Origin of the sequence: Paenibacillus sp. PastF-3 (assembly GCF_029893135.1) — a bacterium.
Classification (GTDB): domain Bacteria; phylum Bacillota; class Bacilli; order Paenibacillales; family Paenibacillaceae; genus Paenibacillus_AQ; species Paenibacillus_AQ nitricinens.
This window is the reverse complement of the sequence record NZ_JARXWM010000001.1, coordinates 42,676-55,858: the sequence shown is the minus strand read 5'-3', so window position 1 is coordinate 55,858 and position 13,183 is coordinate 42,676. Positions and strand designations below refer to the sequence as shown.

The window sequence follows — 13,183 nt, the reverse complement described above, 5'->3', positions numbered from 1 at the left end:
AATGATGACCGCAATAAAAGAGATCTGAATTTCTGGCTTCTCGCCTCTTGACTTTATGGGGTGCAATTGAGTACTATGAACGAGCAACATCATATGGCAATGATCAAAGACAAGATTTCCTATACGAACTGTCCAGAGAGAGAGGTCTAGGCTGAAAGCTTCTCCAGTAAACGATTGTGGAGTTACCCCTTTGTAGCTGTGGCGCTGAATCCGTAGATCTAAATTTTACGGTAGTATGTGGCACCGACTTATCCACGTTAAAGGATACCAATGAGGTCCTATCCTTGTGATAGGTCGAATTAGGGTGGAACCACGAGCTGAACGCACTCGTCCCTTTCTGGGAGAGATGCGTTTTTTTGCGTTCACCACTAACAATTTTTGAGAACTGGAGGCTAACAATCATGGAGATCAAGGTAACACTGCAAAACGGAACAATTAGAGAGGTACTACAAGGAACGACGATTAAAGAAGCAGCAGGTGTCATAAGTACCAGTCTGAAAAAAAGTGCTGTAGCTGGAATAATCGATGGAAGATCCGTTGACCTAAACCAAACGATCGATCATGATTGCCAGCTCGAAATTGTTACGTTGGATAGCAAAGAAGGCCTGGAAATTTATAGACACAGTACAGCACATATCATGGCACAGGCCATAAAACGTATATATGGAGATAAGGGTGTCCAGCTTGGCATAGGTCCAGTAATCGAAGATGGCTTTTATTATGACATTGATATTGAAACACCTCTATCCACGGATGATCTTGTAGCAATCGAACAAGAGATGGCGAGAATTATTCAAGAGAATCACCCGATTGTCCGCCGTGTCGTTCCCCGCGCTGAAGCAATCAAGCTTTATGAAGCGATGAATGAGCCCTTAAAGCTGGAGCTTATCCGTGATCTACCTGAAGACACAGTATTATCTATTTATGAACAAGGTGAATTCTCGGATCTCTGTCGAGGCCCGCATCTTCCCTCAACTGGATTGGTCAAGGCCTTTAAGCTGTTGAATGTAGCAGGTGCCTACTGGCGTGGAGATTCCAATAATAAAATGCTGCAACGTATCTACGGAACTGCTTTTCCTAAGAAAGCTCAACTTGAAGAGCACCTACTCTTTCTTGAAGAAGCAAAGAAGCGTGATCACCGTAAGCTTGGCAAGGAACTGGAATTGTTCATGTTCTCTGAAGAAGCTCCAGGCATGCCCTTCTATCTTCCAAAGGGAATGACTATCCGTACAGAGCTTGAGAATTTCGCACGTGAACTACAAAGACAGAGAGATTACGATGAAGTTCGTACACCGCTGATGATGAATAATCGGCTTTGGGAGCAATCCGGGCACTGGGATCACTATAAAGACAATATGTATTTCACCAATGTAGACGAAACAAAATTTGCACTCAAGCCGATGAACTGCCCAGGTCATATGATGATCTATAAAAATAATCTACATTCTTACCGAGAGTTGCCTATCCGTATTGCCGAATTTGGTCAAGTACATCGCCATGAATTCTCTGGGGCACTTAACGGGATGATGCGTGTTCGTACTTTCTGTCAGGATGATGCCCATCTCTTCGTATTACCAGAGCAGATTGAGGATGAAATAAACCGGGTAATCTCACTGATTGACCATATTTATCAAGTGTTTGGCTTTGAGTATAAGATTGAATTATCTACTCGCCCGGCAGATTATATGGGATCAAAAGAACTATGGGATCTAGCTGAACAATCTTTACAAAGTGTATTAGACAATCTCGGGATCGAGTATCGTGTGAATGAAGGTGATGGCGCGTTCTACGGACCAAAAATTGATTTCCATATCTTAGATGCGCTAAAACGAAGCTGGCAATGTGGAACCATCCAACTAGATTGGCAAATGCCAGAGAAATTCGATCTTACTTATATCGGGGAAGATAACCTTAAGCATCGCCCGGTCGTAATCCATCGCGCCGTTTATGGGTCAATTGATCGTTTTATGGGGATTATTACGGAGCATTATGCCGGCGCATTCCCGCTATGGCTAGCACCCGTTCAAGCGAAGTTATTGCCCGTCTCTGAGAACTACGTTGCTTATGCATTTCAGGTGAAACAATCCTTAGAACAAGCTGGCATTCGTGTAGAGGTTGATATCCGAAATGAGAAGCTAGGATACAAAATTCGTGAAGCTCAGCTGGAAAAAGCACCCTATATGCTCGTTCTCGGTGAGAATGAGAAAAACTCTGGCAGTGTATCTGTAAGAAAACGTGGTGAGGGGGATCTTGGTTCAAAGAGTATCCAAGAGATTATTGAACAGATTAATAAAGAAATAGTTAGTAAAAAATAAAGTTCTGCTCCTAATTAAACGTTAAAGGGCTGTCTATTCGTAGAAATCTACGAACAAGACAGCCCTTTCTTTGATCACATATTATTATTCAAATGAACACTATTTCACGTACAGACGACTGCTTTCTTCCCAATATTCGCCTGGTTTGAGGCTGAACAAGCCAATCTCATCAGCCGGTAGATCCACCATTGGTGCGTTAACCAAGTTAATTTGCGGTTCAGGACAGAAGAACTGTTCTGTAGCACCATTGTTCCAGATCATCCATTGTTTGTACGAAGTCCCTACATCGTATACCAAGGTTATTCCAGCTTTACTGTCAGTAAGCTCCATCCGATTGCGTCCGTTCTGAGGTACAGCGGTGTAGTGATTATCCATCGATGCAAAATATGGACTCACACCTTCATCACGAAGCTGAACTTCTCCTGGCTCCAGCGCTTGGAATTTACCTGTTGGCAGCATGCGGTCATCCAGTTCCCAACGCTCGCCGATAGTTGCTTTTACACGGTAATCTTGTGGAGAACTTTCCGGTGCGAATGGTGCATTAATCGCGGTATGGAATGCCAACAAGCAAGGCATCACATCATCACCATCATTATGCACTTGCACCTGTTGAGATAAGCCACCTTCACCAAGGGTGTAACGTAGTTTCATCGTATATTTATGTGGCAAGTATTGATAAGAAGGATGATTCTCATCCACTTTAATGAATACGGTTACGAAGCTTTCTGTCTTACCGCTACCGAACTCTTCCACTTCCCAAGCTGCCGTATGTAAAAAACCATGCAAATGGTTGCCCGTAGCGACTTCATTTACTGGGAATTGATAAGTTTGACCATTCCATGGGAATTTGCCATCCTCATAACGATTCGGAGGAAATAATACAGGAATTCCATGGATGCCTGGACTTGCCTTGAAGGCTTCCATTTCCTCAGCTCCCGGTTCATGCAAGAAACGGTAACCGTTTTCGGTATCACGGAAACAGATCAAGTTGCCACCGATACCCGGTAGTATAGCTGCCTCATAACGGCCAGCTTTTAACCAGATGGCTGCTTCTCCTTCATATTGTCCTTCATAGGCTGTGATAGACATAATAATATGTTCTCCCTTCCAGTGTCTGATAATTGTCTCTACTTGATAGATTACCACATCTGGTCATGACGTGACATGCCCTTTTTTACAGCTGTTCCACTTCAACGCTCATGACATGATCAATTTTCTTCACATCATAATAGATTTCTGTTGCGTAATCTTTATCCGGTGCTGAAATCACCATATCGATCATTTGCCTTCCATCTTCCAAATCCTTAATTTTCATTCTGCGGATCGCTCGGGAGGGGCTTCTAGTACTTCGTTGGGTACTAACCTGAGGCCGCTCGATTTTTTGGATCACTTCAGTAAGTACAAAATTAGCTTCCATGATGATTCTCACCGAAACTTCATGCTTGTTAAGCACCTCAGGGCCAATCGAACGAATTAAATGAGGAACCAAATTCACCGCAAACATCAAAAGAATAACTGCATACGCAGCTTCAATATAGAATCCTGCACCCACAGCTATCCCAATTCCAGAAGCTGTCCAGATGAGTGCTGCTGAGGTCAAACCTGATATCGCATCTCCACCTCTACGCAATATAACCCCGGCGCCCAAGAATCCTATTCCACTGACAATTTGAGCAGCGAGGCGCATCGGATCCATATTCGGATGCTCTGGACCCGCAAACTTATCAAAGGCATGAATGGACACTACGGTTACAAGACACGAGGCAATGCTTATGACCATACTGGTCCGAATCCCCAGCGGTTTCTGCTTGATCTGTCGGTCAATCCCGATGAACAGCCCGAACAGCATGGCCACTAGCAGCTTAATTAATGATTCAATATGAAAATCCATCATTCATTCTCCTTTCTCCAAGATACTCCATTATAACGGAAAACAGAGATAAAGATTAGCTTTATTTTACAGCAAAAAACGGCACTCCTATCCTCAATGTATATGCGCTCTAGATCAATTAGATCCCGCATAACAAAGAGGATAGAATCCGTTTTAAAGGAAGTGATTATTTACGAATATTTAACCATGAAGCAACGATTCAGCACCGTCACAATAAATCTCAGTTCCTGTAATATGATCGGAATCCTCGGAGGCCAGAAAAAGTGCCAGCTTCGCAACTTGATCAGGACGCCCGGGACCTTCTTCTAGCGGTTGATCCCCTTCCGGAAATTCAACAGGGATCTTTACCTCTTTCAGATCCTCGGATGGAAAAGTGTTGTCATCTATATTGGTCTTAATAGCTCCAGGACAGATCGCATTTACGCGAATTTGAAATTGAGCCAGTTCTAATGCTGCCATTTTCATAAAAGCAACCTGACCTGCCTTTGTCGTACTGTAAGCAGAAAAACCGATGTTAGAAAATACACGATTTCCGTTAATGGAGCTGTTAATCAGGATGCTGCCGCCGCTTTCTTTTAGATGCGGTATCGCATATTTAACCGTCGCGAAGGTTCCACGAAGATTGATGTGAATCGTCTGGTCCCAAGACTCAATATCCATCGTTTCAATGGGGGTCATGGCTCCATTAATCCCTGCATTAGCAAAAACAACATCAAGACGCCCCCATTTTGCGGCCGCCTTGTTTATAGCAGCTTCCACTTGCGGGGGTTCAGCAACATCGCATTCAATTACAAGTGCTTCTCCGCCTTCTTTCTCCACTTGTTTTCTAACCTTTTCTGCGTTCTCAACAGTTCTATCCAGCAACACAACTTTGGCCCCGTTACGGGCAAACTCAAGCACAGTTGCTCGTCCAATGCCGGAACCACCTCCTGTTACAATCGCTACCTTACCTTCCAGCTTCTTATCTGCCATGTTTAAGTATCCTCCTTCTTGTCATGCAAGCCTTTCCAGTTAAGTTCTTTCCTTAACCTTAACCTCGCATACAGAAGTTGAATCGGTAGATCTTTACTTATCCTTATTCGCCTTGTCGAAGATGAATAATAAGATCATTTAATCCGGCCTCACGGATACCTTCTACGATTAAATCAGCAAGCAGACGCGCTCCTAAAATCTGAAAATGTGTATTGTCCTGTACACCGACTGGATGCAAGATATATTCTCCAGGATAACTCCACATGAACAGATCCTTCGTTCCTTCCACACCGTATGCTTCAAATAGCTTACGACTCTTCTCCGCCAAATCGATCAGTGGGATTTGCTCATTCTCGGCCAGCTCCTTCATTGCCGTTAAATAATCACCATGGCTGTCTACTATAGCTTCTAGATGATCAAATCTTCGGCGATGTACAGGAGTTACAAGTACCGGATAGGCTCCCGCTTCCCTAGCGACTGTAATCATCTGTAGCAAATATTCTTTATATGTAGTGAAAGGTTCGGTATGTCTACCTTCATCCCCTTTCGAATCGTTATGTCCAAACTGTATGAAAATATAATCTTTTGGCCGAAGCGCAGTAGAAATATTGTCCAAATGCCCTTCCTCAATAAAGCTCTTGGAGCTTCGACCAGAAATGGCTCGATTGTCCACTACAAGACCTGCTTTGAAGCTGCGAGGCAGCAACTGGCCCCAGCCAGCATAGGGATAACCAGCTTCTCCTTGATCGGTCACCGTAGAATCACCAGCCAAATATAAGACGAGCGCTTCGTTGTCAGGCTCAATGTCGAGAGCATTTATTCGAGGCGCAATACCTGAGAAGGAGAGCTTTAGCTGACCATCCATGATTCGCATCGCAAATGATTCACGTACATACTGACCTGCCGGAACATTCAATATGTCTAAAACGTACTTCCCAGCGCCTGCTCGAATTACTGTACTCGTATCTGCTAAGGAATCACCAAGTACCAAAGAAATCCGGTAAATCCCATCAGGAATATCTAACAGGAAGACTGCCTTCTGCGGAATGCAGAAATCACTTCTTAATGTCTCTGATCCTCCCCTGGAACGCCCGAATACTGTCGAGTCTGAAGTAAAACCAAATCGCGTTTCCGGAGAGTATCGTGAGTCCGGCCGAATTTTGGTGTAGCCGGGCGCTGTATCTTTAATCCCAAAGTCAAAATGATAGCTATCCAAATTCAGTCGCACCTTTCTTCATTAGATATTTTATCCTTTCAAACCACTGGTGCTGATTCCTTCCACAATCTGCTTTTGAAAGAGAAAGAAAATAATCATGACAGGTGCCAAGCTAAGAACGGACATGGCGAACATGGGCCCCCAGTTGGACACGGACTCACTGTCGAGGAACATTTTCAGCCCCATAGAAACTGTATATTTAGATGGAGAGTTCAGGTACAACACTGGCCCAAGCAGATCTTCCCAGCGCCAATAGAAGGAAAAGATCGCTGCAGTAGCCATAGATGGACGGATGAGTGGGAGAATGATTCTGAAGTACAGACCAAATTTCCCGCACCCATCAATCGTAGCCGCTTCGTCAAGTTCAACAGGTATCGTCCGAATAAACTGCAGCATTAGGAAAATAAAGAACGGAACACCGAAGAACTGTGGAATCACGATCGGCTTGATACTATCGAGCCATTCCAATTTGGCATAGATAATATATTGCGGGACTAGTACTACATCTGAAGGAAGCATAAGCGTCATCATCATGATGCCGAACCATAAACCATGCCCTACAAACTTATTGCGTGCAAATCCGAAGGCCACTAGTGAAGAAGAGATCACTGCCCCAAGCGTTGCTACAACGACGATAATTAATGAATTCTTTATGAAGACACCAAAGGAATATCCGGCAATCCCTTCCCAGCCTTTAGCATAATTCCCCCACACCCATGGATCGGGAAGAAGCTGCTGAGCGGTAACAAATACAAGCCGGCTCTCTTTAAAAGAGCTCATGATCATCCACAAAATCGGATACAGCATAATGATAGCGAGGCCACCGATAAGAATGTGATACAGCGGCCATTTCAGTTTCATTTTCGCCATGGATTATTTTCCTCCTTCCGATTCGTAGAAGACCCACGATTTGGATGTCTTGAACAAAATTCCGGTCATGATGCCGACTAGCAATAACATCACCCACGCCATAGCTGAAGCATAACCCATATTATTAAACATAAAGGCCTGACGGAATAGATATAGAGAATACAACATCGTACCGTCCATTGGTCCGCCTTCACCTTTAGAGATAATATAAGCTGGAACAAAGGTCATAAATGCACTGATCGTCTGCATGACTAGATTGAATAGAATAACTGAGCTTAGGAGGGGCATTGTAATCTTAAAGAACTTTCTGAAAAAGCCTGCTCCATCTACACTAGCTGCCTCGTACATTTCACCAGGAATATTTTTTAGACCCGCCAGAAAGATCAACATGGATGAACCAAACTGCCACACGGATAAGGTGATCAACATTATAAGCGCAGCGCTCGGATTACCAAACCAACTTACTGGACCCAGGCCGAAAAAACCGAGCATGCCATTAATAATTCCAGTATCACTAAAAATATTACGCCACATGATGGATACCGCCACACTGCCACCTATAATAGAAGGTAAATAATAAGTTGTACGATAGGCTCCGATCATGCGCGATTTTGTATTTAGAATCATAGCTACAAATAATGCAAAGGTGAGACGTAAAGGCACACCAATAAATACGTAAAGCAGGGTCACCTTTAGTGAATGTAAATATTTCGGGTCATTCGAGAACATTTTGATGTAATTATCAAATCCGATCCATTTAGGGGGAGCGAACAAATTGTATTTGGTAAAAGAAAGATAAAGAGAAATGATCATCGGGATCAATGTGAAGCAAAGGAAACCAATGACGAATGGACTGATAAAGGCATATCCTGTAAGGTTGCTTCGTAAACTCCGGCCATATAGCTTTTTTTTCTTAAAAGCCAGCGGATTCGAAGGAAGGGGATTCGTGGATGCCAAGGGTCTCCAACTCCTTTTTATGTGAATAATAAGGGAAACGGACTGCCGCCTAACCAAATGGCATGCCGTTTCCCATGTTAGACGCAGTATAGTTATCTGTTACCTTCTATTACCGGCTGGAGAGAATAGCGTTCGCTTCTTTTCGGAACTGTGCAGCGGCGGCGGCGGGGTCAATTTTGCCGAAGTTCATTTGTTCAGCAAGGTCTGTAAGGAGTGCTACTACCTCTGGCGATCCAACTGGCGGACTCATTGGAGAAGTAGTTGGCTCCATGTCAGCTACGAATTTAAATACTTGCTTACCGGAATCCGTTAATTGTGAGGCTACAGATTCTTTGATTTTGCTTGAAATTGGCACACCACGTTCGCCTTTGATTAGGTTGTTGGCTTCGGGATCATTAATCCAGAAATCAACGAACTTCGCTGCTTCTTCCTTCACTTTTGAGTTAGAAGTAACCGACCAATACATACTTGGCTGCATGTAGAGTCCTTTTTCCATATCTGGGCCCGGCATTTGTGCCAGTGCCATAGGACGATTTACAGCAATTTGCAAAGCAACATATTGGTTCGACCATTGCCATACGCCGATACCTGTTCCTTTAACAATATCAGACTCTTCGATAACGCCTTTGTTTTGGCTCAGTTTGTCTTGGGATGGAACCGCTCCATCTTTAATTAAACCAGACAGCATTCCGAAAAAGTCAGCGAACAAGGCATCATCCTCATATCCAAGTGCTGAACCATCATTGTTATAAAGTGCCAGCCCTTTTGTACGCAGATAATAGTTGAAGAATACGTCAGCTGCCATAGAACCGTCGATATACAGTCCAGCCGATTTAGCTTTCGCAGCAAGTTCTTTGTACTGATCCCAAGTCCAGTTCTCAGGAATGGAATCCACCCCTGCCTTCTTTAGCAATTCTGGGTCATATTGAAAACCAAGTACGTTAACGCCTAGTGGAATTCCGAATTGCTTCTCATGAATTACCCCAGTACTAAGTACGTTCTCATTCACATCACCGACTTGTATCTGAGCGTTTAAATAAGGCTTCAAATCTTCGAGCTGTCCGTTAGATCCATATTGATTAATATAAGAAATATCCATTTGAACGATATCAGGAAGTCGATTCGCCGCTGCTTGAGGGGCAAGCTTCTTCCAGTAATCATCGAATGAAGCATATTCAGGCTCAATCGTTACATTCGGATATTTAGCTTCATACATATCAATTACTTGTTGTGTATAAGAATGTCGTGTGTCTCCACCCCACCAAGCAATACGCAGGGTTACCGGTTCTGCTGAGGTCGTAGCTGCAGGCTTCGTTTCCGAAGGAGCATTTGTAGCAGAATCCGTAGCGGCAGCACTGTTATTGTTGTTCCCTCCACCACAACCGGCTAACATGGATGACAGCAACAATGGTACGGCTAATAAAGCGAATCTCTTTTTCAAATTCATGTCCCCTTTTCCTATAATAGTGTAAAGGCTCTGATCCCTTCAGGTAGCGCTTTCATGTTTAAATCTTCTCAAATATTCAGTAATTGTTGAATACAAAAAACCGTCATGTTTGTTCAATAATCAGTTCGCTTGAGGAGGTTTCATGAAATCTGTGGGTGTCTGCCCAGTTACTTTTTTGAACACTTGACTAAAATACTGTGCATTCCCACCGAAGCCGAACATTTCAGCGAGTTCAAATACTCTTACATCACCACTATGCATAATATGTTCCGATGCTTTAGTAATCCGGTAGTTGGTAACGTAGTTAGAGAACTTCTCCCCTGTAATTTTCTTAAATATCTTCCCAAGATAATCAGGATTCATATATAACATTTCAGCAGCTACTGAGCTAAGTGACAGTTCTGCATTTTTATAATCGTCAGCAATAATCTTGAACATTTTATCTACGATTAACGATTGGCGACTCCGAAAATGACGATCATACATCGCTGTCAACCGAGCAGCAGCATCTTTTACATAGGTTTTAAGACCACTTAAAGTCCTGATCTCAGCCAGTTCCACCATACTTGAAGTAAAGTTATTTCTTTCATCAGGGACGGCTAGACGTATCATCGCAGAATACAATTGCAAAACATAAGAACGCGTTACATTAATATCCACACGCTGTTCAGCTAGCAGATTAAATAACCGTTCTAATTCAAATTCTACTGCACTTTGTTCGCCCGCCTTAATCAGCAGACAGAGTTGCTCTTCATCTAGTTCAATGTCATTTCTTCCGCTTAGTTCATCACTAGGAATATCACTTCCTGTGATTAGACCTCCCTCTTCCATATAAAAACAGTGGTTAAGACATTGCAGGGTCTGACGATACAATCTCCGTGAATGTATCATGAAGTCCGCGTCACTAATCGCAATGGTTACATCCACTTTATAAAATTTGTAGAACATTTTCCTTACATCAGAAATTCGCTCAAGCAGTGTACTATTCAGCGCAGTCTCTCCTTCGACCTCCATTAGTGTCAGAATAAATCCGCCTATCCTTGTACTAAGCAACGTTTCTTGTAGCATATCCTGTGCAATATTTTGCAAAGCAAATAGTTGCTCATATTCATAAGAACCTTCTAATCTGAACAAGATCATACGCACCACTTTGTCATTTAATTCGATGCCAAGCAGCTCCTGATAATACTCTAAATCTTGACTCCCGTATGTCTTGTTAGAGATCCATTCCTTCAAAAATTGTTCCTTCACATGCGGCAGAACTTTAGTAAAACGCTGCTTCATATCAATTACAAATTCCGTCCGGCCTTTTAGTTCATTCAGCTCTGCTACCAGTTCAACTAACGCATCATGAATTTGATTCTCGTTGCAAGGCTTAAGCAGATAATGCTTCACTCCATGCTGCATAGCGATACAGGCGTAGTCAAAATCCTTATACCCCGTCAACATAACGAACTTCACCTCAGGAAACCGTTCACTGCATTTCTGCACCAAGCCTAGTCCATCCAATCCGGGCATGGAAATATCAGTAATCACGATTTCAGGGCGAAGCTCCTCTATTTTCTCCAAGGCTTCTATCCCGTTTCGCGCAGTACCCACAAGTTCCGTTCCTGCCTGAGCCCAGTCCACTACCTGAGATATGCCTTCTAGTATCAACCGTTCATCGTCAACCAGCAGTAACTTAAACATTCTCTTGCACTCCTTTTAAATAAGGTATACGTACATGTATTGTCGTTCCTTGACCTGGCTCACTTTCAATCACTGTACCCCATGCTGGACCAAATACGATTTGAATACGCTCTGCGATGTTCGCTAACCCAATGCCTTCGCCACGTGTCTTAACTCTTCCCTGCTGTAAATCTTTGATGAACTCGGCACTCATCCCCGGCCCATTATCACTAACACGAATATCAAGGCCCTGTTCTTCCTCACTCACGGTTATAGAAATCGTGCAAGGCTCGATATTAGGCTCCAAAGCATATCGGATCGCATTCTCGATCAACGGCTGAAGCGTCAGCTTCGGGATTAAAGCGTCATGCAAATGTTCAGGAAACTCCATGCGGAAATCCAGTCTATCGTCAAATCGTGTCTTCTGGATAATGACATAATTACGTACAATGGTGAGCTCTTTTTCAATCGTAATCAAAGGGTCTTTAAGACCGATCGAACTCCGAAACAAGTAGCCGAGAGCTTCTACCATTTCTGAGATTTTAGCTTGTTTGTTCATCTTCGCTAACCAATTGATCGACTCAAGTGTATTGTACAAAAAATGCGGATTGATCTGTGCCTGCAGTGCTTTAAGCTCGGTCTCTCTAATAATGAGCTGCTTCGCATAATTCTCATCGATAAGTTCTCTGATTCTGCGGATCATCATTTTAAAGGTTCTGTTAAGCTGACTTACCTCGTCCTGCGCAGTCTGCGAAACGACACCAAGCGACTGTTCCTCCAAATTATCCAGATCTCCCTTTTCAATTTGTTTCATATTTTTGGTCAGCTTTGAAATCGGGCGTACAATACTTCGGGCTAATCGATAGCCTAAGAGTAATCCAATGAGTAAGATGAGCGCGAATATGATAACAACCAATTTTTTTACAAAAGTAATATGTTTGAACATCTCATTGAAGGGGGTCGCATTGATATACATCCATTCCATATAAGATGATTTAGTCTTCGTTATAAAGTATGTTCCTTCTTCATACTTAGCCGTACGATAAAGTTCGGAACGTTCTGTTTCCGCTTTAAGCTCATTTGGCAGCAACATCGGAGTTTGGGGATAAACCGCTAGCCCTGAAGTGGCATCTGCAACAATCAACTGATCGCCATCCGAAGTGTTACTAGTGCTATCTGCAATAATACGATCAATCCGAATTCGAATGACTAACGTCCCTAAATCGTCCAGCGTAAAGGTTGATCCGGTGTAAGATTTAATCTGCCGAACAGCCAGGAGTGAATTCTTATTACCTTGGGGATACCACACAATACTACCGCTAGCTTCCTTAGCCAGAGGCTTTAATTGATCCTGAAGATCCTGTGATACACCTTCCCGATTCCCCGCAGTCATGGCACCGCCATTCGTATCTAACAACATCATGGAATAGACGTATTTCTCTGCTCCTGCAAAGGCAACCAACCTGTTTATGATTTTATTATGTAGGACCTGCCGCTCATACGGTTGAGGATCATCCTGCAACTGGCGAAGACATTCCTGAATTTGCTCATCAGAGACCACTGTAAAAGAAAGTTGTTCCAGCTCTCTTAAAGTACTCTCTATACTGATAGATGACATCCCCAGCACTTCAGATGCCTTTTCATAGATTTGCTTGTCATAAATTCGATAAACATACTGCAGGACTGTTAAAGAGAACAGAAAGGACAGCAGCAGCAAAAATGAAATGATCAATATCATTTTATTAAAAATACCCGAACTCCTGTAAGCGCTACCATTCTTCCAAAACATAAGCATCCTCCAATTCACTCTAAATCCTTATTATGGTATTTAATATTTATCGTCACTA

At 43.1% G+C, this 13,183-nt stretch carries 10 protein-coding genes; 1 reads left to right on the top strand and 9 read right to left on the bottom strand.

Annotated features, from left to right (window positions below; all coding sequences use genetic code 11):
* Window positions 1–401: 401 nt before the first annotated feature.
* A complete protein-coding gene (gene thrS / locus M2444_RS00230; protein WP_280785936.1) occupies window positions 402–2,315 on the top strand; it encodes a threonine--tRNA ligase in 1,914 nt (637 codons plus the stop codon).
* A gap of 99 nt (window positions 2,316–2,414) precedes the next feature.
* Here the strand turns inward: thrS and M2444_RS00225 are convergent, their stop codons facing one another.
* From M2444_RS00225 to M2444_RS00185, 9 genes are all read right to left on the bottom strand, one after another.
* Window positions 2,415–3,404: an aldose 1-epimerase gene (locus M2444_RS00225; protein ID WP_094868565.1), complete on the bottom strand. Its 990-nt coding sequence runs from the start codon at window positions 3,402–3,404 to the stop codon at window positions 2,415–2,417.
* 85 nt (window positions 3,405–3,489) lie between these two features.
* Entirely contained in the window at window positions 3,490–4,206 is a 717-nt protein-coding gene (locus M2444_RS00220) for an MgtC/SapB family protein (RefSeq protein ID WP_042126933.1), read from the bottom strand.
* 180 nt (window positions 4,207–4,386) lie between these two features.
* Window positions 4,387–5,178, bottom strand: coding sequence for an SDR family oxidoreductase (locus M2444_RS00215; RefSeq protein ID WP_042187431.1), 792 nt, complete (start codon window positions 5,176–5,178; stop codon window positions 4,387–4,389).
* Between the two features lie 103 nt (window positions 5,179–5,281).
* On the bottom strand, window positions 5,282–6,394 hold the full coding sequence (locus M2444_RS00210) for a rhamnogalacturonan acetylesterase (RefSeq protein ID WP_094875670.1): 1,113 nt from the start codon (window positions 6,392–6,394) through the stop codon (window positions 5,282–5,284).
* A gap of 30 nt (window positions 6,395–6,424) precedes the next feature.
* On the bottom strand, window positions 6,425–7,264 hold the full coding sequence (locus tag M2444_RS00205; protein WP_094868562.1) for a carbohydrate ABC transporter permease: 840 nt from the start codon (window positions 7,262–7,264) through the stop codon (window positions 6,425–6,427).
* Window positions 7,265–7,267: 3 nt separating this feature from the next.
* Window positions 7,268–8,188: a carbohydrate ABC transporter permease gene (locus M2444_RS00200; protein ID WP_280786327.1), complete on the bottom strand. Its 921-nt coding sequence runs from the start codon at window positions 8,186–8,188 to the stop codon at window positions 7,268–7,270.
* A gap of 142 nt (window positions 8,189–8,330) precedes the next feature.
* On the bottom strand, window positions 8,331–9,668 hold the full coding sequence (locus tag M2444_RS00195; RefSeq protein WP_094868561.1) for an extracellular solute-binding protein: 1,338 nt from the start codon (window positions 9,666–9,668) through the stop codon (window positions 8,331–8,333).
* Between the two features lie 120 nt (window positions 9,669–9,788).
* Window positions 9,789–11,357: a response regulator transcription factor gene (locus tag M2444_RS00190; protein ID WP_280785935.1), complete on the bottom strand. Its 1,569-nt coding sequence runs from the start codon at window positions 11,355–11,357 to the stop codon at window positions 9,789–9,791.
* The gene (locus M2444_RS00185) at window positions 11,350–13,125 is read right to left on the bottom strand and encodes a sensor histidine kinase (protein WP_280785934.1); all 1,776 of its coding nucleotides are present in this window, start codon (window positions 13,123–13,125) and stop codon (window positions 11,350–11,352) included. The genes M2444_RS00190 and M2444_RS00185 overlap by 8 nt, the downstream gene beginning before the upstream one ends.
* Between the last annotated feature and the right edge of the window lie 58 nt (window positions 13,126–13,183).